The sequence below is a fragment of the Mycobacterium sp. IS-1496 genome (assembly GCF_001499995.1).
Classification (GTDB): domain Bacteria; phylum Actinomycetota; class Actinomycetes; order Mycobacteriales; family Mycobacteriaceae; genus Mycobacterium.
Window position 1 is genome coordinate 359463 of record NZ_LQIU01000012.1, and the last position, 23405, is coordinate 382867.

General features: G+C 64.1%; 18 protein-coding genes. 11 read left to right on the forward strand and 7 right to left on the reverse strand.

Translation table 11 applies throughout. From position 1 onward, the window contains the following. The first annotated feature begins 35 nt into the window (after positions 1 to 35). The 3 genes from AU195_RS09255 to AU195_RS09265 all read left to right on the forward strand — a co-directional run bounded on the left by AU195_RS09255 (position 36) and on the right by AU195_RS09265 (position 3213). Positions 36 to 1181, forward strand: coding sequence for a hypothetical protein (locus tag AU195_RS09255; RefSeq protein ID WP_059158803.1), 1146 nt, complete (start codon positions 36 to 38; stop codon positions 1179 to 1181). Between the two features lie 27 nt (positions 1182 to 1208). Beyond that, complete coding sequence (locus AU195_RS09260) at positions 1209 to 1883, forward strand: hypothetical protein (protein ID WP_059158735.1); 675 nt, start codon at positions 1209 to 1211, stop codon at positions 1881 to 1883. Positions 1884 to 2484: 601 nt separating this feature from the next. Further along, complete coding sequence (locus AU195_RS09265; protein WP_059158736.1) at positions 2485 to 3213, forward strand: hypothetical protein; 729 nt, start codon at positions 2485 to 2487, stop codon at positions 3211 to 3213. Positions 3214 to 3601: 388 nt separating this feature from the next. Here AU195_RS09265 and AU195_RS09270 read toward each other — a convergent pair whose 3' ends face one another. Further along, entirely contained in the window at positions 3602 to 4648 is a 1047-nt protein-coding gene (locus tag AU195_RS09270; protein ID WP_059158737.1) for a hypothetical protein, read from the reverse strand. 106 nt (positions 4649 to 4754) lie between these two features. After that, a complete protein-coding gene (locus tag AU195_RS25120) occupies positions 4755 to 9968 on the reverse strand; it encodes a CapA family protein (protein WP_157531077.1) in 5214 nt (1737 codons plus the stop codon). Positions 9969 to 10228: 260 nt separating this feature from the next. Here AU195_RS25120 and AU195_RS09285 point away from each other — a divergent pair, with 260 nt between their 5' ends. Both AU195_RS09285 and AU195_RS09290 read left to right on the forward strand, forming a co-directional pair. Beyond that, positions 10229 to 10597, forward strand: coding sequence for a Cif family virulence factor (locus tag AU195_RS09285; protein ID WP_059158740.1), 369 nt, complete (start codon positions 10229 to 10231; stop codon positions 10595 to 10597). Positions 10598 to 10600: 3 nt separating this feature from the next. Then, positions 10601 to 11440: an SDR family NAD(P)-dependent oxidoreductase gene (locus AU195_RS09290; RefSeq protein WP_059158741.1), complete on the forward strand. Its 840-nt coding sequence runs from the start codon at positions 10601 to 10603 to the stop codon at positions 11438 to 11440. 119 nt (positions 11441 to 11559) lie between these two features. Here the strand turns inward: AU195_RS09290 and AU195_RS09295 are convergent, their stop codons facing one another. The 3 genes from AU195_RS09295 to kstD are packed head-to-tail and all read right to left on the reverse strand — an operon-like array spanning position 11560 to position 14974. Next, on the reverse strand, positions 11560 to 12381 hold the full coding sequence (locus AU195_RS09295) for a MerR family transcriptional regulator (protein WP_059158742.1): 822 nt from the start codon (positions 12379 to 12381) through the stop codon (positions 11560 to 11562). A gap of 45 nt (positions 12382 to 12426) precedes the next feature. After that, positions 12427 to 13287 carry an enoyl-CoA hydratase ChsH3 gene (gene chsH3, locus AU195_RS09300; protein ID WP_059158743.1) on the reverse strand — a complete coding sequence of 287 codons (861 nt, stop codon included), beginning with the start codon at positions 13285 to 13287 and terminating at the stop codon, positions 12427 to 12429. A gap of 4 nt (positions 13288 to 13291) precedes the next feature. Beyond that, positions 13292 to 14974 carry a 3-oxosteroid 1-dehydrogenase gene (kstD, locus tag AU195_RS09305; protein WP_059158804.1) on the reverse strand — a complete coding sequence of 561 codons (1683 nt, stop codon included), beginning with the start codon at positions 14972 to 14974 and terminating at the stop codon, positions 13292 to 13294. A gap of 73 nt (positions 14975 to 15047) precedes the next feature. Between kstD and AU195_RS09310 the strand changes: the two genes are divergently transcribed. Genes AU195_RS09310 through AU195_RS09330 form a run of 5 tightly spaced genes read left to right on the forward strand, consistent with a single transcriptional unit; the run spans position 15048 to position 20640 of the window. Next, on the forward strand, positions 15048 to 15833 hold the full coding sequence (locus AU195_RS09310; protein WP_059158744.1) for a 2-keto-4-pentenoate hydratase: 786 nt from the start codon (positions 15048 to 15050) through the stop codon (positions 15831 to 15833). A 10-nt stretch (positions 15834 to 15843) separates the two neighbouring features. Further along, a complete protein-coding gene (locus AU195_RS09315) occupies positions 15844 to 16776 on the forward strand; it encodes an acetaldehyde dehydrogenase (acetylating) (RefSeq protein WP_059158745.1) in 933 nt (310 codons plus the stop codon). Continuing rightward, positions 16773 to 17831: a 4-hydroxy-2-oxovalerate aldolase gene (dmpG, locus tag AU195_RS09320; RefSeq protein WP_059158746.1), complete on the forward strand. Its 1059-nt coding sequence runs from the start codon at positions 16773 to 16775 to the stop codon at positions 17829 to 17831. The genes AU195_RS09315 and dmpG overlap by 4 nt, the downstream gene beginning before the upstream one ends. Before the next feature lie 32 nt (positions 17832 to 17863). Then, complete coding sequence (gene trhA, locus AU195_RS09325) at positions 17864 to 18538, forward strand: PAQR family membrane homeostasis protein TrhA (protein ID WP_234789246.1); 675 nt, start codon at positions 17864 to 17866, stop codon at positions 18536 to 18538. A 26-nt stretch (positions 18539 to 18564) separates the two neighbouring features. Further along, positions 18565 to 20640, forward strand: a complete 2076-nt coding sequence (locus tag AU195_RS09330) for a RecQ family ATP-dependent DNA helicase (RefSeq protein WP_059158747.1) — start codon at positions 18565 to 18567, stop codon at positions 20638 to 20640. 66 nt (positions 20641 to 20706) lie between these two features. Here the strand turns inward: AU195_RS09330 and AU195_RS09335 are convergent, their stop codons facing one another. Beyond that, entirely contained in the window at positions 20707 to 21114 is a 408-nt protein-coding gene (locus AU195_RS09335) for a hypothetical protein (protein WP_059158748.1), read from the reverse strand. 161 nt (positions 21115 to 21275) lie between these two features. Next, the gene (locus AU195_RS09340) at positions 21276 to 22187 is read right to left on the reverse strand and encodes an IclR family transcriptional regulator (RefSeq protein WP_059158749.1); all 912 of its coding nucleotides are present in this window, start codon (positions 22185 to 22187) and stop codon (positions 21276 to 21278) included. Positions 22188 to 22276: 89 nt separating this feature from the next. On the opposite strand from AU195_RS09340, the gene AU195_RS09345 reads away from it, so the two are divergent. Then, positions 22277 to 23404, forward strand: a complete 1128-nt coding sequence (locus tag AU195_RS09345; protein ID WP_059158750.1) for a hypothetical protein — start codon at positions 22277 to 22279, stop codon at positions 23402 to 23404. The last annotated feature ends 1 nt before the right edge of the window (position 23405 follow it).

Consider the following 23405-nt stretch of genomic DNA (forward strand, 5'->3'; position numbering starts at 1 on the left):
AGAATTCGTGACCGCGGAATCAGGGGGCCGTGCGCGTGGGAATCATGCCGGACAGCAGCCCATACGGCTCGCAGACCGTGACGGGTCCGGGGTGGCCGAATGTCGACGAGGAGACTCTCGCGGCCGCCGCCGCCTCCTATGAGGCGCTCGCGGCGAAGCTTACTGGGTCCGTTGTACCGCAGCAGCAGGGCCAGTTGATGAAGCTTTCCGACGCCTGGGAGGGTGGCGGCGCCGTGGCCGCGGCCGGGGAGGCCAGCACGATCATCGGTGGGCATGAGGCGAACGCGGCCCACGCCACGGCGGTCGCGGCCAGGCTGAGGGAGATGGAGGTCGCCGTCGTCCGCACCAAGACGATGGTGAACGTGATCGCCCAGGAGACGCAGCACGAATGCGAGGCGATCCAGGCGCTGCCTTTCAGCAACACCCAGCAGCTGGTCCAAAGCCGCATCAAGATGGGCCTGTCGCAGAACATCGCGCAGGTCACGGCCAGTTCGACAGAGCTGGCCAACACCTTCGGCGTCCCGCCGAGCATCCCCACCCCCGGTGTTCCACCGACGGTGCCCGGCCAGCAGGCCGCCCAGGACGCCGCCAAGGGAGCCGGTCAGGCGGGTGGGCAGGGATCGCAGCAAGGTATGCAGATGATGACGCAGACGGCCTCGATGGCCGGCCAGTTGCCCCAGCAGTTAGGTCAGGTGATCACCCAGGCGCCGCAACAGCTGATGCAGCCGCTGCAGCAGCTGTCGCAACCGCTGCAGCAACTGACGTCGATGTTCGGCCAGGGCGGTAAGGCCGACTCTCTGGGCGCATCCGGCCTACCGTTCTCGTCGTTTTCGAACCATCCGCTGGCCGGCGGTTCGGGCGCCGGCGGCGGTAGCGGGATGATGCGCGCGGCGTCGTTGCCCGGTTCAGGCGGGGTGTCGGCGCAGACGCCGCTGATGGCCGGGCTGGTCGGGACCAACGCCGTCTCGGTCGCGCCGGCCGAGCCCGTCGTCGCGGGGTCAGCGGCTGTCGGGGGCGTGGCCCCGGTCGCCGCGGGGGCCATGGGCGGGATGGGTGGCATGGGTGCGCCGATGGGGATGATTGGCGGCCGCGGTTCGAGCGGCGGCAGCACGACGGCCGGGCTGGCCGCGCCTGCGCCGCTCGAGTACGACCTCGACGAGGACGTCGACGATGAGTGGTGACACGTTCGCGAGAGGAAACGGCAGCTGATGGATCCGCTGAAGAAACCCGAGGGCATCTCCTGGGACGCGGCGACGGTGGAACTGCCGGAAATGCCGATGCTGCCGCCGGGCCAGGATGCGATGAGTGCCACCATCTCCGCGGTGCTTCCGACGCTGGCCGCTCCGCTGATTTCGAATGTCGCTGCGCTGCAGGCGAAAGAGGGCATGTTCTCCGGCAAGCTGGTCACCGCGCAGTCGGCTTACCAGAACGCCGACGATTCGGGGGGACAGGCCGTCGGCCAGATCACCGGCATGCTGGGGCAACTCGGGCAGATGGGCGGACAGGCTGCGAGTTCGGCGGGTCAGGCCGGTGGGGGAGGCCAGGGCGGCGGAATGTTCGGATCGCTCATGCAACAGGCGATGCAGGCCGCCCAGCAGTTCGGCGGTCAGGGCGGTGGTGCGCAGACCGCCGGCGGGGCGCCCCCGCCTGCGCCGGCCGGCCAACCCGCGGTTGCGCAACCGCCGCAGGCCCCGCAGCCCGACGACGGTGAACCGGGGGCCGACGACGAGCAGAAGCGCGACGACGAACAGCGGACACCGCTTCTGCATGCCGAGGGCGCAGGACCCGGCGACGATCAACCGAACGCCGGCCCGGCGCCCGTCGCGCCGCAGACCCCGGCGACGGACGCCGAGATCGAGGACCTCGCCCGCCGGATGCTGTAGCCGTCGTCGCCGAATGTGGGCGTCCGGTGACCCGGGTTGCCGATTCCGGGTCGTGAGGGGACGTCCGCCGGGCCGGCAATATGTCTGACGAACCCTCGGGATCGTTCCTGGCGCCCAGCCGGCGTCGTAGGCGAACATCTCTGAACAGACGATCTTGGCGAATTAACCGCCGAAGTGCAGCAATCCTTGCTATAAGACCCTGCGCTTGAGTGTCGATGTTTGCAGGCGAAGTCGCACTCTAGGCCCTATCCGGGCGCCCAGGCTGCTGCAATACTTGATCGGAAAACCTGGCATGGCACATGGTTGAAGTGACAAAGAAGCAGCTGAACAGGTTTTTCCATGCCAGATCGCCAGGACCGGAGGTGTCACAGCTCGACATATCGGCCCTGAGCAGCGGCAATACTAGATCAAGTTCTGACCTCCAATCAGTTGCTGCCACGTAAATAATTGCTAGCACAATTCTTAGCCTGTTTTACAAAGTTGATTCGTTGTTGCGTCGATAGCAAACCGATAGCATCCGATGCAGTCTCTCAGCACCGGCACAGCGAACTCTCAGCGAGGCCGAAGCTGACATCGGCACCACACGGGAGGGATCGGGACAATGAGCAAGCACCGGCAGCAGGACGACAACACCAACGGCATCAACAAGCGGCTCGCCGCCGCCTTGGCCGCGAGCGGGCTCTATGTCGCCGGCCATTACATGGGGCCCATCGGCGATCTGGAAACTGCCCGCGCGGCCACCAACGGTGACAACGACAGCGGTGTGGTCCTCGCGGGTCGTTCGAGCAGCGCCGTGCCGGAGGCATTCCACTCGAATGACGCTGTGGCGCAGCAAGATCAGTGGCCACTCGTGTGGTTACTGCAGTCGCGCGATGATGGCCCCCGAGAGGTTACCGATATCCGGGGCGGCGGCCTCGATGGTGCGTCGCTGCGTGGCCAGCACGACGCAGATTTGCGCGGCGCCTTGGTTCGACTGAGCCTCGCCCCGTCGTCGGGCGGTTTCCACCTGGGAAGCCGTGCCGGTGTGGACTCCGCTGAGGCGGAGCACTCCGTGCATGGCTTCTTCGACTCTGTCTTCGATCACTTCCATTCCGTCATACGCGATTTCATCGAATTCATCCATAGGCTCTTCGCGATCCACCACGGTGACGACGATGATGACGACGATGATGACGACGATGATGACGACGTCGGCGGGAGCAACCCCGGTGGCGGTAACCCCGGCGGGAGCAACCCCGGTGGCGGTAACCCCGGCGGGAGCAACCCCGGTGGCGGTAACCCCGGCGGGAACGGCAACGGTCCCGGCGGCAACGGCAACGCTCCCCGTTGAGATCGAGGCCTGGCACAGGGCGGCGGTTGACCGAAAGTCCGCTATCGTCCGGCAACATCGCGGACAGTGTTGGCATCTGGCGGGCGGCGCGAGTTTTCGCGCGGCATGATGTCCTGAGATATCACTCGTACTGAGGACGCTGTAGGTGAGCCGTTTCGACGCCAGATGGGGTTTGCGTTCGATCGCGGGTAGCGCGTCCGTACACCATCGGATGGACGACGACTCCGCGGAATACGAACCCCTCTTGACAACCGTGGATGGGTCGGAGCATCGGTGGCGACCTCGTCGCAACGAAATTCGTTGCCAGCGGAGTACTCAATTCCGAAAACACCGCTCACTATGAGCACGGCCAGGCTGCTCAAAAGTCAACGGAGCCAACCCAAAACTTTCACTTACAGAGATGCCACCAACCCAGCAGGCTGGCGCCATTGTGTTGAATGTAGTCGATCTGCACCTTGTCCGAGACGCGTCCTTTTCTGAACTGGCCGTGCTCGTAGTACTCGAGTTGAAGTGCGAGGTTCTCCGCCGCCGTGGTCCTAGCGGCGTCAACAGCTGCCTCGGGCAGGTGCTCGCGTAGGCACGTTTGGCGATGCGTCTGCAGGATTTCTACCAGCGCCTCTGTCCGGCATGCAATCGGCGTTGACTCGTGCCGATCCCTATAGCTTGGGTCGGACACGATGCTCTCGATGAGCCGCAGGATATAGTCCACGGTTCTCCCCTCGTCGCAGTAGCCGGCCTTGAGAGAAGCGCACGCGGCGTAGGCCATCCAGTGGCTCTGCTCTGCCAAGCCATAGCCGTTGTCGAGCAGTTGTCCCATTGCCGTCCGAATCTGGAGGATTTGTCGGGACGATTGCATTAACGCAAACAGTGCCTGCCCGGTGTAATAGTCGCTCCTGAACGGGTAGATATCGCCACTCGAGAAGGCCCGCTTGTGAATGAAGTCTCCGCCACTGAGCTGTGACACTATGTAGTTTTCGAGGCGGATGCAGTGCATCTCTGGGCCTTCGGGGTACAGCGAAGTCAGCAATCCTGTATCGATCTGCGCGTCCATCCGCGCGTATTCGCGAATCATCACCGCGGTCAGTCCGACACCGCCGAGCTTAACGACATCCTTCGAGGTCATGCACAGCGTGGGGGCCAATCCCCCCATCCAAGGTGGCTCTTTCGTCTTGCCCCCAATGTAACCGAGAGCCTTTCCTAGGAGCCGTTGCTCAGAAGGCGTCAGTTCGATCTCGAGGCTGCGAATCGCCTTACACATGAACCAAACCGTGCCGCAGTGGCGCAGCATGTTGTAGCCACCAACAATTCGGTGGGGCTCCATGTGCTTATGCGCATACACGAACTTTCCGCGTTCGCCCAGCAGCGAGAACAGGTGAGAGACGCATGCTCTCACGACTTCTTCTGCGGTCGACTTCTCGATCGTCTTCGGTGACACTGAAGCGTGCCCCTCTCCTTCGACGTGCCAAATGGAGGGAGGGTAGGTGCCTCAGAGAGCCAGCAGGCTGGCCAGCATCGACACCACCCGCTGCGGGTCAATCGAATTACTCATTCATCCGCAGTTCGAAAAAATGGCCCCAAATATCTGAAGACTTGAGAAGTGTACATCCCTGCTCTTCAAGTGTGTTGCTCAAGGATTCGAACTCAACTTCATCGCATCGGCGAATCTGATAGTGAGTAAGATTATTATCGGTAACTATGGGGTAGAGCCGCAACGACTTTCTGATACCCACGTCCGTTTCGACAAAACTGAGGCTCGCTATGAGACTGAACGGTGGAGCGTTAAACTTTTTGTACCGTCCAGGCGAGTTAAACATAAAGTTACCAACACTGTAAACAACCCATTTTGCGCCGATGCGTTCGAACTCCTGGACCATATGCGACCCATGACCGATAATAAGGTCGGCGCCTGCGGCGAGGACCTCCTCAGCAACTTCACGTTGATATGACGAGCGCCACTGGTAATTCCGCCCCCAGTGGGGGCTCACGATGATGAAACATTCGGGCTCCTCTTTACGGAGGTTCTCGATCTGCTTCCGGACTTGGGGAAGCAACATCGCGTTCAAACCGCGACTGCCGTTTTTAGCGAACATTCCAAACTTCTCGTCGGCTTGCCGCGACCACTGGTAGACAGAAATTACGGCAACAGTGACGCGTTCTTTAGAAAATCCGAAGCGCAGCCGAAGTGCCCTGTGCGCGTCGCTTTCAGTGCGTCCGGCGCCAGCATAGCCGATATCTGCTTCTTCAAGCGTATTAAGCGTTTCGAAAAAGCCTTCTTCGCCATAGTCGAAGCTGTGGTTGTTCGCCAGCATCGCAAAGCCTATGTTGTGTCTCAGCAGAGCTTTCGAGGAAGAGTCGGGATGACCGTGGTGAATCCAGCTTTTTTGCCCTTCAAACGGCGAATGCTTAATAGAGGTAAGGGGAGTCTCGAGGTTAGCAATAACTGCGTCGGCTTCCAGTAGCATCGGCTTGATTTTTTCGAGCGGATAGTCGTAGCCCCGACTTTTCAGAATATTCTGCCCACCTCTGGCTTCGATCCGTTCTTGGTAGTTCTCTCCGAAGCCAGTGTCGCCCAAGAAAAGCAGCCGCGCGTCCGATGCACGTTTCAATGGGATAACACGTGGCGCGTTGTAGAGCGGCTGTGATTTTTTCGGTAGAGCAACGGTCGGCGGCTCCTGGCCTCTCTTCAAATACTGCAAAATCTCATTCATAGCAACTAGACTTCGTGCGGACCCTTTCACTAGCAAGATATCGCCGTCACGGATCTCGTGCTGCAAGTCCGCAACGACAGCTTCCGAACTTTCCGCATAGAGTCCTCGTATTTCATCTGGAAGTGTCTCCCAGAGTGGCTTAATGCCCTTGCCGAGCATATAAACTTTGTCAAGCTTTGTCTTGAGGATCGGTTCGCGCAGTTCCAGATGAAGCTGACGAGTCGCATCGCCAAGCTCTTTCATCTCGCCCAGGACAGCGACGCGCCGGCCCCCCCTGTTCGGCTGGAGCATCCCGAGTAGCTCGAGTGCGGATACGACTGAACCCGGGTTTGCGCTATATGCGTCGTCGATTAGGGTGTAAGTGCCGTCCTTGCAAGGACGTGTCTGAATATCCGCACGGCCGGCCATCTTGGGGACATCACGAAGATCGCGTGCCGCCTTTTCCCAGTCCGCACCAAGCGCATAGACTGCGGCCAGGGCGGCTGTGGCATTCTGGAGCATATGGCGGCCGGGATGGGGGACGATGACATCCAACATCCTTCCGTCGATAACGACATCTGCTTTGCATGCACTGTCGTCGACAAGGACGTTCATCAGCCGAATATCCGATTCGGGATGTTCGCCAAATGTCAACACCCGGCCTGTGAATTTGCTCTCGAGCGTGGTGCGTTGAAGCTCAAAATAGGGCGAATCGCGATTCAATATAGCCGTGCCACCTGATTTGACTTCCTTGAGAATATCAGTTTTGGCGTTGATGATTCCGTCAATAGACTTATAGAACTCGATATGGTCAGGTTGGATCGTGGTGATCATGGCGACATCGGGGTTAATCATCTTAGCGCGAAGGTAATTTGCGCGGTGACTGCGACCAATTCCAATCTCGTACACCGCATATTCACAATCGCGTGGCGTTCTGGCTGCGGTCAAGGGAACACCAGGGGTGGAGTTGAAATTTTTGACTGTAGCATGAGTCTTACCCTGCTGCTGAAGGAGATAATCAATCATCGTCGTCGTTGTTGATTTTCCAACGCTGCCGGTGACCGCGACAGTTTTAGCCTTCGAACGCAGGATCGCTGCAGATCCAAGATGGTCGAGTGCTGCACGCGTGTTCTTTACGACGAGAACAGGGTATTTCTCTCCGACATTTAGATTCGGCGGAATGTTGCTGACAATTGCCGCTGAAGCGCCACGCTCGAACAACTGAGGAATGCGCGATTGAAGGTCATCATACTTTTTTGGCCACTGTTCCTTGTTGCTAGCGATTACAATATCGCCAGGCTTGATCGCCCAGTCGAAATATGTCACTCCCGATCCATACCAATGTGATCCAGGATGGTTTACCCACTCCCCATTGACGGCGAGGGCCAACTCATCGGCATACCAGAGCCTTTCATCCTTCTTCGATGAGTAGGGACTGACGAGGGGCTCCCGAGATGTTGCAGGCGATTCGCTTCGGGCGGCCTCGAATAGTGCACCTTTTATACGGGAATCATCAAGTAGTTTGCCGATGTGGACGAAGCGAGAGGTAAACACAGCAATCCGGTCAGTGGGCGCTGAGCGCAGTAGCGCCTTTTGGAGGGCAAACGCGTCGCTTGCGGCAGTAGTAAGAGGGATGCTCCCGAGTACCCGGCAGTCACAGTTGCCAACAACGAACGCTTCATCAAAGAGTGCCTCGCTGCGCCGAGCGTGAAGCTTGCCATTAATTCGGGACATGAAATCCGCATCGCAGACGAGCAGGGTGCGCCCGTCCGTCTGAAGGGTTTCCAGAGTCGCGAGAATCCGGTCGATTGCGTCCGTTCGTATCGAGTCGACTGCCACTATTTCGCAACCAAAATCTCGCCGCCACTTGATAGGTAGTGGGTTCTTTGTCGTCAGGATCATCAGCGAATTCGCAACCTGTTCAAACGGTATCCCTATCCCGATCGCCGAAGCGGCTGCGAAAAGGGCGGCGAAAAGAGTTGTGCCTTGCAACTCCGCGGGTAACGTGTTTTCACGTAGTACTTGGTGTTCCGCCTTTCCATCATGGTAGATCAGTGCCTCAGGTGAGACGAAAAGAGCCGGTTTATTCTGTTCAATCTGTGAGCGGATCATCGGGCTATCGGCGGCGCAGCTGACGAGAAAGGTTTCACGGTGACCATTTAGCCGTAGCAACTCCATGGAAGGCTCGTCGTCAGCATTGACGATGACTGGCCCCTTGGACGCATTGAAAAGCGCCGTATAAGACGTTACTGTCCGCTCTTTAGAGGCTTCGTCGCTGCCCCATTCAATGTTGGTAACCGCACAGATGCTGCAGGCGTCGTATCCCAGACCGAACGCGTGGAAATGGTTTATGTTCGTCTCGATCACTGCAGCTTCGATAGAGTCATCATTGAGCAGAATCTCAGCGGCTCGGTGTGGTTTGGTGTCGGCTAATCCAATGCTCACTCCTGCGACGAAGATTTCGGGTTTTGTGGCTAGCCCGACATCCCGCCCCGCATAAGTAATGATTTGGGCCGCCATTCGCGCTGCAAGCTGTTTTTGCCGATTACCGCTGACAGCAATAATCGGAATGCGACCATCTGAACCGGGCTCGTAGAGTAGATCGACTATCGGGTTGGCGACATCGCGCGGTTCTCCGACGTCGGGTTCAACATGTAGTAGAAGGCCGGGTCTGGAGCCCACTTCGCATATGGCGCCGCAGCCCTCTTTGTATGACTTGGAGATATCGGGGGTGATGAAATCAACGCCGCATATGTCCATATCGAATGCAGCCGCAGCGCGGATTGCAAGGTCGCGATTATCGGGATGAACATCATCGGTGATGTCAATGCAGGTGCCACCTTGGGAATAGTTCGAGGCAGAACGGAAGTAGACGGTCACTCCTTCGGGAGCAACTGAGTCGAAGGTGTACCCCTGGCGCTGGAGGTGGATTTCTGAGACTGCATCTACTTTTATGTCATACTTGGGTCGGCGCCCGTAGGCATGACGATTACGGTTCATTCGCTCCACGAGCTCTCGAATGGTCTGCTTCCCATCAGAGACGATCTGTGCGGGAAGCCGCTTGACGGCTGCGACAAGTTCGTCGCCAATCACCAGCAAGCGATGGTCCTCGCCCGGAATGTGGGTTTCGATGATGGCGCGCGAAGAATACTTGACCGCTTCGTGGTATGCGGCCTCGACTTCTTCTAGTGTGGTGAGCGCCGTGCTCACCCCCAGCCCGGTGTAGGAATCCCTAGGCTTGACAACGACAGGGAAGCCGATCTGTCTGGCTCCACGCAACGCGGCCTGGACGTTGGATGCCGATACCTGCCGGGGTACAGGCATCCCAAGGCGCCGCAGGGTATTAGCGGTCATTTCCTTATCTTCGGTCATCTTGAAACCGATCAGAGAAAGCAGCTCGGTCGTCGCAGATCGAACCATCTTGCGATGAACTCCATATCCGAGTTGCGCTATCTTGCTGTCAATGCGCAGATATGGGATATTGCGGTTGACTGCCGCTTCAATGATGTAGCGTGTATTGATGTCCATGCGCCGGTTGGCGCTCCATTGTGACAGCGGATTGCGAATTGCATCGAAATCGAAGTGAATAGCAGGACTGTCTGTATCGCTCAGCGTTGCAGGTAGACACTTCTGGATCAGGGCAATGGCGAGCTGCCCGGCTTTTTCTCCGTAAACGGGATCTGAATATTCGTAGACGACATTAAAGACGGAAGGTGTTTGAGTTGGTTCGGCATTACCGTAGCGGACGGGCATTTCCATCTTTTTCTGCAGCTCGATCGATAGCCGCCAGATTAGTTCGGCGAGGTGCATACCGCCGTGTTGCTTCATCTTCAGGGCGCACTCCCCTACCCTCTCGCCGAGGTAAGCCCGTTTTTCAAGTCCGGGCAGGTAGCTGAGGATTCTGTCGACGAATTCGGGACCTGCATCCAACGTACGGATATCATGGCGAGCACCGAGACGAACGGTCATCATCACAACACTCTGGTTGGAGTAGATGTTTGCACCTTTGTAGAGGGTTTGAGAAAGAACCTTCATTGCGTCGACCTTTTCAATGGATTTATCGGCCACGATAGCGCCCAGAGGAGTGGTGTGAGTCAGAAGCGCGAAACGACGTGTCGACTGCGCCGGCTTTGAACGGACGCCTCAGATTCGACACCCTCAACGGCGTCCAGGATCGCGTCGACTGGCGGTTCGTAGACGACGTCGACGACGTCGACGACCCCGATGGTTCCCTGGCGAAAGATCGTTACGCTCCAGGGGTCCTCGGCTGCTGACTCCCACCCGCCTCGTCTTGACCCTCCCCTCGGGGGAGACTCCACGCTGGGGTCATGACAGTGAACAGAAGCAGTGAGGGCAGCCGGACGTCGTGGGACGAACTGTCCGCCGTCATCAGGACATACCTCGTCGCACACCGAACGCTGGATGTCGACACCGCGGTCGCGACGTTCACGCCTGACGCCGAGGTGGCCGACGAGGGCCACACCTTTCGCGGTCGGGACGAGATCGAGGCCTGGCTCGGCAAGGCGGGCAGCCAGTACACCTACACCACCGAGTTCGACCACGCCACCGTGGCCGGGGCGGGCTACGCCGACGTGGTGCAGCATCTGGAAGGCGACTTCCCCGGCGGCGTGGCCGACCTGCACTACCGGTTCACCCTCGACGGTGAACTGATCCGCTGTCTGGTGATCGAGCCCTGAGCCGTGACGAGGAACTGGTTCATCACCGGCGGGACGCCGGGTGGGTTCGGGATGGCCTTCGCCGAGGCCGCTCTGGAGGCCGGCGACCGCGTGGTGCTCACCGCGCGGCGGCCCGCTGAATTGGACACGTGGGCACAGACGCACGGTGATCGCGTGCTCGTCGTGCCGTTGGACGTCACCGATGCCGCGCAAGTGCATGATGCAGTCGCGGCCGCCGAGGGTTTCGGCGGCATCGACGTACTGGTCAACAACGCCGGGCGCGGGTGGTACGGGTCGGTCGAGGGCATGAGCGACCCGGACGTGCGCGGGATGTTCGAGCTGAACTTCTTCTCCGTCGTCTCGGTCATCCGCGCGGCGCTACCCGGTATGCGCGCCAGGGGCAGCGGGTGGATCGTCAACATGTCGTCGGTGGCGGGGCTTCACGGGGTCACCGGCTTCGGCTATTACAGCGCAACGAAATTCGCGGTCGAAGGCCTCACCGAGGTGCTGCGTGACGAGGTTTCGCCGTTCGGGATCCGCGTGATGGCGGTGGAGCCCGGTGCGTTCCGCACCCGCGCCTACGCCGGCTTCGCCGACGAGCCCGTCGAGGAAGCGATCCCGGCTTACCGCCCGATGCTCGAGGAGGTCCGAGCGGCCATGGTCGCCCAGAACGGTTCCCAGCCCGGCGACCCGCACCGGGGCGCGCGCGCGGTGATCGCGGCCATGGCGCAGGATCCGCCGCCGCACCGACTCGTGCTCGGCGGCGACGGTTTCGAAGTCGCCGTCGCGACGTTCGAACAGACGCTGACCGACCTCCGCCGAAGCGAGGAACTCTCCCGAGGCGCCGACTTCCCGGACGACTGATCAGCCCACCCGCCGAATGTGCGCTCACTGCGAGGGATCGGTCGAAAAGTCGCAAGCAGCGCACGCTCGGCGCCCGACGATCTCCGCGGCCGCGAGCAGAGCCCTGACCGCGGCGGCCGTCACCCCTCGGTGACCGGCGCCAGCCGGAAGACCGGCCAGCCGATCTCCGTGCGCCACGCCTGCGGGTCGTCGGTGTCGCGCGGGCCCACCCGGTAGATCTCCTGGATCGGGCCGTCGACGGCCAGGGTGTGTTCGACCACCCAGGCGCCGAGCCGGCCGTAGGTGACGTCGATGTCGTCGTGCGGCCCGGGATGCACGGCGACGGCGAGGTCGGCAGGCGGGAGGTCGAGCACTCTGATCCGTCCCGACGGACGGGGTGCGCGCACCGGACGAAACACGGTGAACGTACCGGCGCCATGGGTGAACAGTTCGTTGGCGTAGTGCCCGCCGGGCGGACCCGTGCGCTCCACCGGCGCGTACGCCTCGTCCAACTCCGCCATCGCGGCGTCGTACCAGGCGAGCGAATCCTCGAGGGCGATATGGCCGCTGACCGCCGCAACGGTGCGGGCGGACACCGAACGCATCTCGACCGCGATGTCAGCGGGATCGGGATGCAGGAGCCGGCGAAGCGACACGACGGCGGCCCGGGTCCGGTCCAGCTCGGCCTCGAGGCGCTTGAGATGGCTGGCGATCACCTCCGCCCGGTGATCTGGATCTCCGCTCGCCAGAATCGATTTGACCTCGGCCAGGGGCACGTCGAGCTGACGCAGCTTCTGGATCACCTGGGCGGTGGGGATCTGGTCGGAGGTGTAGTAGCGGTATCCGGTGAAGCGGTCCACCGTGGCGGGCTCGAGGAGCCCGGCCTCGTGATAGCGGCGAAGGGTGCGCACGCTCAGGCGCGTCAGGGTCGCGAACTCCCCGATCGACAGTCCGGGACGCATGGGCGACGCCTCCTGCTCTGCCCGTATCGAAACGGCTGCGGCCGGCTAGGCCGGTTTCAGCTCCACACCCGACAGCGCCACGGCGTTGTCGCGGCTCGGCGCGGTGATCGTCGCGATGAGTGTGTCGTTCTCTTTCCACACATTGGCCCGCAGCGTCTCGCCCGGGAACACCACACCCGCGAACCGGGCGCCGTAGGAGCTCACCCGTGCGACGTCACCGTCGAGGAACTCATCCACGATCGCCTTGCACGCGATGCCGTAGGTGCACAGGCCGTGCAGGATCGGCCGCGGGAAACCTGCTGCCGCAGCGAAATCCGGGTCGGAGTGCAGGGGGTTGCGGTCACCGCACAACCGGTACAGGAGCGCCTGCTGCGGGAGGATGGGCAGGTCGATCTCGGCGTCGGGCGCGCGCTCGGGCGGTTCGGCCGACGTCGACGGTCCGCGTTCACCGCCGAAACCGCCCTCACCGCGGGCGAAGATCGAGCGCTTCTGCGTCCACAGCAGCGTTCCGCCCGGATCCTTGACCTCGGTCTCGGACCAGATGACCGCGGCCTTGCCCTTGTCCCAGATGTCGGTGAACCGGGTGACCGCAATGCCGGTGCCCGACGGCGGGATCCGTCCCGGAACGGTGACGGCCTCGCTGGCGTGCAGCACCTTGGACAGTTCGATGTCGATGCCGGGGAACTGCACCGACGGCGGCTCGGTCATGTGGAAGCTCTGCGCCACATTGCCGAACGTGGGCAGCACCTGTGGAGTGTTGTCCACCAGGTACCGCAGCTCACGCTTGTCCATCGGGTCGACGCCCGCGCCCAGCCCGAGGTGGTAGAGCTGGACATCGCTACTCGTCCACGAGAACTCGGCGGGTGGCAGTTCGGCGCCCAGCGCCTCGTCCAGATTGATCGGCATGGGTTCAGTCCTTCCCGGCGAGGTGGAGCGCCGCCAGGTATCCGAACGTCATCGCGGGACCGATGGTCCCGCCCGGCCCCGGATACGTGTGGCCCATGACCGGTGAGCTGACATTGCCTGCCGCATAAAGGCCTTCGATCACCGACCCGTCGTCGCGCAGCGCCCGGCCGTGCACGTCGGTGCGCACACCGCCCTTGGTCCCAAGATCGCCCGGCACCATCTTCGCCGCGTAGAACGGTCCGTGACTGATCTCGCCGAGATTCGGGTTCGGCTTGTTCGTCGGGTCGCCGTAGTAGCGGTCGTAGGCACTCTCACCGCGGTGGAAGTCCTCGTCGGTGCCCGACCGTGCGAACCCGTTGAAGCGGTCGACCGTCGCGGCGAGCGCATCGGCGGGCAAGCCCGCCTTATCGGCCAGCTCGGCCAGGGTGTCGGCCTTGACGATCACGCCCGACTCCAGCCACTTGCTCGGAATGCGTTGTCCCGGCTGCAAACCCGCGAAGATATAGCGGTCGCGGTACTGCTGGTCGAAGATCAGCCACGCCGGGATGTTCTCACCCGGGCCGGGACCCTGCCCGTACTGGCCGCCGTACATGTGGTGGCACGCCTCCACATACGGCATCGACTCGTTCATGAACCGCTTCCCGGACATGTTCACGATGATCGATCCAGGGGAGTTGCGCTCGGACAGGGCGAACCAGGGTGCGCCGACCAGCGGCACCGTCGGGCCCCACCACGCGTCCTCCATGAGTTCCAGCGCGGCGCCCAGTTTCTCGGCGGCCAGAATGCCGTCACCGGTGTTGGCCTTGGCCCCGACCGTCCACTCCGTCGTGATCGGTGCGCGCTGGTACTTGACCCGCATCTGCTCGTTCTGCTCGAATCCGCCCGAACCCAGGATCACCCCTCGGCGCGCGCGGATCAGACGCGGCTCGGCGCTCTCGGGAGCCGTCGTATCCCGGACGTAGATGCCGCGGACCACGCCGTCCTCGACGTAGAGGTCGGTCAGCGCGGTGTTCAGGAGCACCGGCACACCGGCTTCGCGCAGGCCGATCCGCAGCGGGGCGATCAGCGCGCGGCCCATCCCGACGAGGTTCTTGCCGGTGGCCTTCGCCCACGTCGCACGCATGCCGACCTTGAGGCTGCGCAGCACGCCACGGGGGTGACGCTTGAGCTGGTTCAGCCGGACATAGTCCTGCTGCATGACGACCATGTTCATCGGGACCTTGCCGTACGGCGGTTCGAGACCGGGCAGATCGTCCCCGAGTTTCTTCGCGTCGAACGGCTTGGGCTCCACCGAGCGGCCGGTCGGCTTGCCCCCCGGCGTCTCCGGGTAGTAGTCGGAGTACCCCGGAACCCAGCACAGCTTCAGCGGCGAATGCTTGAGCACGAACGAGAGCATCTCCGGTCCGCGGTCGAGGTAGGTGTCGATGCGCTCCGGGGCGACGACGTCGCCGATGATCGCGCGCAGGTACTGCCGGGCCGCCTCCGGGGTGTCCTTGACCCCGTCGCGCTCGAGGACTTCGTTGTTCGGGATCCATACGCCACCACCTGACCGCGCAGTGGAACCCCCATAGTGCGGAGCCTTCTCAACGACTATCGTCGAGAGACCCTGATGAGCTGCGGTGAGGGCGGCGACCATGCCGGCGGCACCGCTGCCCACCACGACGACGTCGTACTCCTGTCCGGTCATGTAGAACACGTTATAGAATTGCCCGGCCGACCCACAACTGTGCCGGTCGACGAAACGAGGGGACTTCACCTACATGCTCAGTTCCGCGGTCCGTGCGCAGCTTGCCGCTGATCTCGCCCAAGCCGAGCGCAGCCGGGTCCCGATCACTCCCCTGACAGACGGTCAGCCCGACATCGACGTCGTCGACGCCTACGAGATCCAGTTGATCAACATCCGCCAGAAGGTCGCCGAAGGCGCCCGGGTGATCGGCCACAAGGTCGGCCTCTCCTCGGAGGCGATGCAGAAGATGATGGGCGTCGACGAACCCGATTACGGCCATCTGCTCGACGACATGCAGGTGTACGAGGACAAGCCGGTCAAGAGCGCCAACTATCTCTATCCCCGCGTCGAGGTCGAGGTCGGCTTCATCCTCGCCGACGACCTGCCGGGTGCGGGCTGCACCGAGGAGGACGTCCTCGCGGCCACCGCGGCCTTCGCTCCCGCGATCGAGTTGATCGACACCCGGATCACCGACTGGAAGATCAAACTCTGCGACACGATCGCCGACAACGCCTCGTCCGCGGGCTGGGTGCTCGGCGAGGCGCGGGTGTCGCCCAAGGACATCGACATCAAGTCGATCGACGCCGTGCTGACCAACAACGGTGAGACGGTGGCCGAGGGTCGCAGCGATGCGGTGCTGGGTAATCCGGTCACCGCGGTGGCGTGGTTGGCCCGCAAGGTCGAGAGTTTCGGCGTCCGCCTGAAGGCCGGCGACATCGTGTTGCCCGGCTCGTGCACGCGTGCGATAGATGCACCTGCCGGCAGCCATTTCGTGGCCGACTTCGCCGGGTTAGGTTCAGTACAGCTCAGTTTCGAATAGGGAGAGTCATATGCCGGGGAAGCTTCAGGTCGCGATCGTCGGGTCCGGCAACATCAGCACCGATCTGCTCTACAAGCTGCAGCGCTCGGAATACCTCGAACCGCGCTGGATGATCGGCATCGATCCCGAGTCCGAGGGGCTCGCGCGCGCACGCAAATTCGGCTTGGAGACCTCGCACGAGGGCGTGGACTGGCTACTGGCTCAGGACGAGAAGCCCGATCTGGTGTTCGAGGCCACCAGCGCCTATGTGCACAGGGCGGCGGCACCGCGCTACGAGGAGGCGGGGATCCGCGCCATCGACCTCACCCCGGCGGCGGTTGGCCCGGCGGTGATCCCGCCGGCCAACCTTCGTGAGCACCTCGACGCCCCGAACGTCAACATGATCACCTGCGGTGGTCAGGCCACCATCCCGATCGTCTACGCCGTCTCCCGCGCGGTCACCGAACAGGGCGGCACCGTGCCCTACGCCGAGATCGTCGCCTCGGTGTCGTCGAGTTCGGCGGGGCCGGGCACCCGGGCCAACATCGACGAGTTCACCAAGACGACGAGCAAGGGCGTCGAGACGATCGGGGGTGCACGGCGCGGTAAGGCGATCATCATCCTCAACCCCGCTGATCCGCCGATGATCATGCGCGACACCATCTTCTGCGCCATCCCCGAGGACGCCGACCGCGACGCGATCGCCCGGTCGATCCGCGACGTCGTCGCCGAGGTCCAGACGTACGTGCCCGGCTACCGCCTGCTCAACGATCCGCAGTTCGACGACCCGTCGATCAACTCCGGCGGGCAGGCCGTGGTGACCACCTTCGTGGAGGTCGAAGGCGCAGGCGACTACCTGCCGCCGTACGCGGGCAACCTCGACATCATGACCGCGGCAGCGGCCAAGGTCGGCGAGGAAATCGCAAAGGAATCCCTCTCTTTGGCAGGAGGTGCACAGGCATGAGCACCCAGGACATCTACTTCAACCCGATCTGGGACGTCCGGATGACGGACACGTCGCTGCGCGACGGTTCGCACCACAAACGGCACCAGTTCACCAAGGACGAGGTGGGGGCCATCGTCGCCGCGCTCGACACCGCGGGCGTGCCGGTCATCGAGGTGACGCACGGTGACGGCCTCGGCGGCTCGAGCTTCAACTACGGCTTCTCGAAAACCCCTGAGCAGGAACTGATCAAGCTGGCGGCCGAGACCGCCAAGGAAGCCAAGATCGCCTTCCTCATGCTGCCCGGAGTGGGCACCAAGGAGGACATCAAGGAGGCGCAGAACAACGGCGGTTCCATCTGCCGCATCGCGACCCACTGTACCGAGGCCGACGTGTCGATCCAGCACTTCGGTCTGGCCCGCGAACTGGGCCTGGAGACCGTCGGCTTCCTGATGATGAGCCACACCATCCCGCCCGAGAAGCTCGCAGAACAGGCCCGCATCATGGCCGACGCCGGATGCCAGTGCGTCTATGTCGTCGACTCCGCGGGTGCGCTGGTGCTCGAGGGCGTGCGCGACCGGGTCGCCGCACTCGTGGCCGAACTCGGCGACGATGCTCAAGTCGGGTTCCACGGCCACGAGAATCTCGGTCTGGGCGTGGCCAATTCGATCGAGGCGGTGCGTGCCGGGGCCAAGCAGATCGACGGATCGTGCCGCCGCTTCGGCGCCGGGGCGGGCAACGCGCCGGTCGAGGCGCTGATCGGGGTGTTCGACAAGATCGGCGTCAAGACGGGCATCGACTTCTTCGACATCGCCGACGCCGCCGAGGAAGTCGTCGCACCGGCAATGCCCGCCGAGTGCCTGTTGGACCGCAACGCACTGATCATGGGCTACTCGGGTGTCTACTCGAGCTTCCTCAAACACGCCATCCGCCAGTCCGAACGCTACGGGGTGCCCGCGCATCAGCTGCTGCACCGGGCCGGTCAGCGCAAGCTCATCGGGGGCCAGGAGGACCAGCTCATCGACATCGCGCTGGAGATCAAGCGCGAGATGGACGGCGCCGCCGCCAAGGCGTGATCGCGCACGGCGCTGCACCGCCCTGTCGCGCGGTGGCAGCGGTACGCTGCGGCCCAGTGGACGTCATCGACAAGCCCAGGGCACGAGGCCTGATACATCTCGTCTCGGCCGCTGTGGCGGTCGTGGCGTGTGCGGCGCTGGTGCCGGTGGCGTTCGCCGGGACAGGGGCGTCACGGGCGGGCTGGGCGGCGCTGATCTACGCCATCGCGATCGTCGCGATGTTCACCGTCAGCGCGGTGTACCACCGGGTGCGCTGGACATCCGCGGTCGCCGAGAAGTGGATGATGCGGATCGACCATTCGGTGATCTTCGTGTTCATCGCCGCGACCTACACGCCGTTCGCGGTGCTGGCACTGCCGCCGGACATCGGGCTGCAGGCACTGGTCATCGTGTGGACGGGAGCCGCGGCAGGTGTCGCACTGAAGATGCTGTGGCCGTCCGCGCCGCGCTGGGTGGGCGTACCCCTCTATCTGATGCTCGGCTATGTCGCGCTGCTGTTCGCCGAGGCGTTGTTGATCGGCGCCGGGTTCACCGTCGTCGCGCTGCTGGTCGCCGGCGCGGCGCTCTACAACATCGGCGCGGTCTTCTACGGCGCCCGCTGGCCCAATCCGTGGCCGGCTACGTTCGCCCACCACGAGTTCTTCCACGCGTTCACCGCGGCCGCGGCGCTCTGCCACTTCGCCGCCATCTGGCTCGTCATCCGGTAGTCGGACCCGGAAGGCACGATGGTGCCATGGCGACACGCGACGAAGCCCAGGTGCTGCTCGAACAACTCGCCGGACCGCAGGCCACCCTGCGCGACGACCAGTGGACCGCGATCGAGGCGCTGGTGGTCCACCGCCGCCAGGCGCTCGTCGTGCAGCGCACCGGCTGGGGTAAGTCGGCGGTGTACTTCATCTCCGCCAGATTGCTGCGCGCCGCGGGCCGGGGGCCGACGGTGATCGTCTCCCCGCTGCTGGCGTTGATGCGCAACCAGGTCGCCGCCGCCGAGCGGGCCGGCGTGCGGGCGGCCACCATCAACTCCGGGAACGTCGCCGAGTGGGAGGACATCCACGCCCGGGTGCAGGGCGGCGACCTCGACGTCCTGCTGGTCAGTCCGGAACGGCTCAACAATCCGGACTTCCGGGACAGCGTGCTGCCCGCGCTGGCGGCCGACGCCGGTCTGGTCGTGGTGGACGAGGCCCACTGCGTGTCGGACTGGGGGCACGATTTCCGGCCCGACTACCGCAGAATCCGCACCCTCATCGCGGAGTTGGGCCAGGACATCCCGGTGTTGGCCACCACCGCCACCGCGAACGATCGCGTGGTCGACGACGTGGCCGCCCAGCTCGGGGTGGGCGGACGCGACACGCTGGTGCTCCGTGGCGGGCTCGACCGCGAATCCCTCCGGCTGTCGGTGGTTCAGGCGGGGAACCCCGCGCAGCGGGCCGCGTGGATCGCCGAGCACCTCGGCGAGCTGCCGGGTTCGGGAATCGTCTACACCCTCACCGTCGCCCAGGCCCACGACATCGCCGCGCTGCTGCGCGAACACGGTCACCCCGTCGCCGCCTACACGGGTTCCACCGACCCGACCGAGCGCGAACAACTCGAGGCCGACCTGCTGGCCAACCGGGTCAAGGCGCTGGTCGCCACCTCGTCGCTCGGCATGGGGTTCGACAAACCCGACCTCGGCTTCGTGGTGCATCTCGGGGCGCCGTCCTCACCGATTGCCTACTACCAGCAGGTCGGGCGTGCCGGCCGTGCCACGTCGAGCGCCGAGGTCGTCCTGCTGCCCGGCCGCGAGGATCAGGAGGTCTGGCGGTATTTCGCCTCCGTCGCGTTCCCGTCGGAAGTGATGGTGCGCAACGTGATCGACGCACTCGAGACGGACCGGCCGCAGTCCACGCCGGCGCTCGAACCGCTCGTCGACCTCAACCGCAGCCGGCTGGAGATGGTGCTCAAGGTGCTCGACGTCGACGGGGCGGTGCGGCGGGTCAAGGGCGGCTGGGTCAGCACCGGTCGGCCGTGGAGCTATGACGAACCGCGCTACCGCAAACTCGACGAGGCGCGACGCCGCGAACAGCAGGCGATGCTCGACTACCAGAGCACCGAAGGGTGCCGGATGGCGTTCCTGCGCCGTCAACTCGACGATCCGCAACTGCGCGAAGGCGACCGGTGCGGCCGGTGCGACAACTGCACCGGCACCCGCCTGTCCGGCGCGGTGGACACGGCCGCGGCCGAGGACACCCGTAAGCGGCTGATGCGTCCCGGCGTCGAGCTCAGCCCACGCAAGCAGTGGCCGTCCGGGCTGGCCAAGCTGGGACTCGACCTCAGCGGCCGCATCCACGACGGCCCTGCGACCGGCCGGGTGATCGGCAGGCTCACCGATCTGGGCTGGGGCGCCCGGTTGCGCAGGGTGCTCGACGAACCCGACGGTGAGGTCTCCGATGACGTGGTACGCGCCGCCATCGACGTGCTGGCCGCATGGGGCTGGCAGCAGCGTCCGGTCGCGGTGCTGGCGATGGATTCCGACACCCGTCCGATGCTGATCCGGTCGCTGGCGCGCCGGCTTGCCGAACTCGGTCGGCTCACCGACCTCGGCACCCTGCAATACCGACCGGGGCGACGGCCGGTGACAGCGGCGAATTCCGCGTACCGCGTTGCGGCGCTTGTGGATTCGTGGGAGACGCCGGCGCTCGACGTGGCCGGTCCAGTGCTGCTCGTCGACGATGTCGCCGACACTGGTTGGACCCTCACGATGGCCGCGCGGGTGGTCCGCGCGGCCGGGGCCCCCGAGGTGCTGCCGTTCGCGCTCGCCGCGGTCAGCTGAGGGCGCGCTGCCCACGCAGGCAGCCGCCCTGCGCGAACGCAGGGCGGCTGACTGAGGGGCCGTAGGTTACCGCGGAAGCGGGATGAACCGGCCGTCGTTGACCCACACACCCCACGCCGTCGCGTCCGGGTTGAACACGACCGGCAGCGGTGCGGGCAGATTCGGGATGCCCGGCGGCAACCACGTCGTCGGGATACCGAAGTAGGCCGGATCGTCCCAGTGGCCCGGCGGCACGCCGTTGAGCCAGTTCGGAACGCCGTCAACGGCTTCCGGTGCGTTCATCACCCGCCCGGGCGGCCCGAACGGGTTGTGCCCCGGCGGGTCACCGGGGAGCCACACGTCATCGCCGGGCACCGGCGGATTCGGCTTGGGACCGTTCGGTTCGGCCTGCGCGAGCCCGGTGCCGATGCCCATGGCGGCGAAACCGAGCGCACCGGCCATCGCGGACGTCGCCGCGAGTGTCTTGATCTTCATTGATGAACTCCTCCTTGACGGCACCACACTGCGGCGGCGCGCGTCGACTCGTTGTTCACGTCCGACCGTCGACGTTCGACGGTCCGGCTTGAAGACCCCCCGAAGCCGATTCGGATACCCGACACCTTGCGATGAAAAACACCGCGCCTCGAAATCGGCTCCTACCAGGAGGGTTTGGCGCCGCCGAGCTGGCGGGTGACGGCGTCCGCGGTGGACACCACCCGCCGTGCGCGCCGGGCGATCTCCGTGGCGCTCAGCGACCGCCCGACGTGCAGGGACACCACCATCGCCTGACGACGGTGCTGGTCGAACACGGGTGCCGAGATCACGCTGATGTCGTGCCGCTGACGGGCCTCGGCGGCGGTGTTCTCACTGCGCAGGTACACCCGCTCGCCGATATCGGAGACCATCTCCCCGAGCAGGGCGCGCAATTCGTGCGGCAGCGTGCTCGACATCCCGGCCATCAACGCATACAACCGTTGTCCGGCCGGCGTCTGCCGTTCCACCAGGTAGCCGTCGGCCCGGCACTCGGCGATCACCCGGTCGAGCCGGTCGCCGTCGGTGCGCAGCGGGATCGTCGGTTGCTTGGCCAGCCACCCGGCCACCGCGGCGTCATCCCACAGCACGAACATCAATCCGACAGGCGGGGCGAACGGGTAACTCTGGCCCACGTGCACGGGCGGGGGTTCCGAGTGCGGCGCCACCAGGTCGAGCACGGTGATACGGTCGTCGACCACCGCCGAGAGCGCCGCTGTGGTCCCGGCGGCCGCGCACAGGCGGCGCAGTTCGTCGCGAGCGGCCGGGCTGACGCGCATCGACTCCTGAGCGGTGTGACCGAGTGCGATCAACGCCGGCCCCAACCGGTAGGACTTGTCCTGAGCGTCGCGCACGAGGTAGCCGGCATCGGCGAGGGTGCTGACAATGCCGAGGCACGTCGGCTTGCTCAGCTCCAGCCGCCGCGCCAGGTCGGACAGGCCGAAACGTTCGTGGGGATGGCGCGCGAGAAAGTCGAGAACCGCGACGACCCGCTGGGTGGGCGGAGACCGGCGGCCGGCGGCGGGATCCGTGGACACGTCAGAAATGTACCTTCTCGGTACAAATATGGAACAGCAGTTTGCGTCGGACCGTTGACGGCGACGAGAACACGTTCTAGTTTCGAGTCGTGTTCACCGCACCGCTGGCCGAGGCGATCGCCGAAGCCGAGAAGCTCGTCGCCGCCGCCCCGTTCATCGACTCCGAGGACGATCTGCTCGAGGGACTGCAGTACCTCGCGGGCTGTATCGCCGCGTGCACGCACGTGGCGTTCGACTACGACCGCGACCATCCGTTCCTGCACAGCGGCACCGGCCCGTTCACGAAGATGGGCCTCGACAACCCCGACACCCTCTACTTCGGCACCCGGGTGCAGCCGGGCCACGAATACGTGGTCACCGGAAAGCGGGGCACCACCACCGACGTCAGCTTCCAGCTGCTCGGCGGGGAGTACACCGACGAGGTGGTCCCGGACAGCGAGACGGCGTTCGACGACCGCAAGCTCGACATCGCCGCCGACGGCACGTTCGAGTGGCGCTTCACTCCCGAGGTGCCGTCGCAGTTGGTCATCCGCGAGGTCTACAACGACTGGTCCGCCCAGCGCGGCACCTTCGCGATAGCGCGCACCGACACCGCGGGCACCGCGCCGCCGCCGCTGACCCGCGAGCTCATCGAGAAGCGGTACGCCGTCGCGGGAAAGCAACTCGTCCAGCGCGTCAAGACCTGGCTGCAGTTCCCGCAGTGGTTCTACAACGACACCCCGCCCAACACCATGGTGTCGCCCAGGCTCACCCCCGGCGGCCTCGCGACCCAGTACTCGTCCGCCGGACAGTTCGACCTCGCCGAGCACCAGGCGCTGGTCATCACCCTGCCGGTCACCGATGCGCCCTACCTCGGCTTCCAGCTCGGCAGCCTGTGGTACATCTCCCTGGACTACATCAACCACCAGACGTCGCTGAACGGGACTCAGGCGCAGGCGGATCCGGACGACAAGATCCGCATCGTCGTCTCCGAACAGAACCCCGGGGTGACGAACTGGGTGGAGACACTCGGCCATCGCAGGGGATTCCTGCAGTTCCGCTGGCAGCGGGTGTCTCGCGAACTGACGCCCGCCGACGGGCCCACGGTGGAACTGGTCGACGTCGACGAGGTCGCCGCGGCGCTGCCCCACTACGAATCCAACAAGATCTCGGACGAAGACTGGCGCGCACGAATCGCTCTGCGCCAGAGGCAGATCGGCGAAAGAATGGTGGGTTGAG

Coding starts and splice junctions, on each gene's coding strand:
- AU195_RS09335 (WP_059158748.1), bottom strand. CDS start 21,114: ATGAAGATCAAGACACTCGCGGCGACGTCCGCGATGGCCGGTGCGCTC.
- AU195_RS09295 (WP_059158742.1), bottom strand. CDS start 12,381: ATGCGTCCCGGACTGTCGATCGGGGAGTTCGCGACCCTGACGCGCCTG.
- chsH3 (WP_059158743.1), bottom strand. CDS start 13,287: ATGCCGATCAATCTGGACGAGGCGCTGGGCGCCGAACTGCCACCCGCC.
- dmpG (WP_059158746.1), top strand. CDS start 16,773: ATGAGCACCCAGGACATCTACTTCAACCCGATCTGGGACGTCCGGATG.
- kstD (WP_059158804.1), bottom strand. CDS start 14,974: ATGACCGGACAGGAGTACGACGTCGTCGTGGTGGGCAGCGGTGCCGCC.
- AU195_RS09265 (WP_059158736.1), top strand. CDS start 2,485: ATGAGCAAGCACCGGCAGCAGGACGACAACACCAACGGCATCAACAAG.
- AU195_RS09260 (WP_059158735.1), top strand. CDS start 1,209: ATGGATCCGCTGAAGAAACCCGAGGGCATCTCCTGGGACGCGGCGACG.
- AU195_RS09310 (WP_059158744.1), top strand. CDS start 15,048: ATGCTCAGTTCCGCGGTCCGTGCGCAGCTTGCCGCTGATCTCGCCCAA.
- AU195_RS09330 (WP_059158747.1), top strand. CDS start 18,565: ATGGCGACACGCGACGAAGCCCAGGTGCTGCTCGAACAACTCGCCGGA.
- AU195_RS09285 (WP_059158740.1), top strand. CDS start 10,229: ATGACAGTGAACAGAAGCAGTGAGGGCAGCCGGACGTCGTGGGACGAA.
- AU195_RS09315 (WP_059158745.1), top strand. CDS start 15,844: ATGCCGGGGAAGCTTCAGGTCGCGATCGTCGGGTCCGGCAACATCAGC.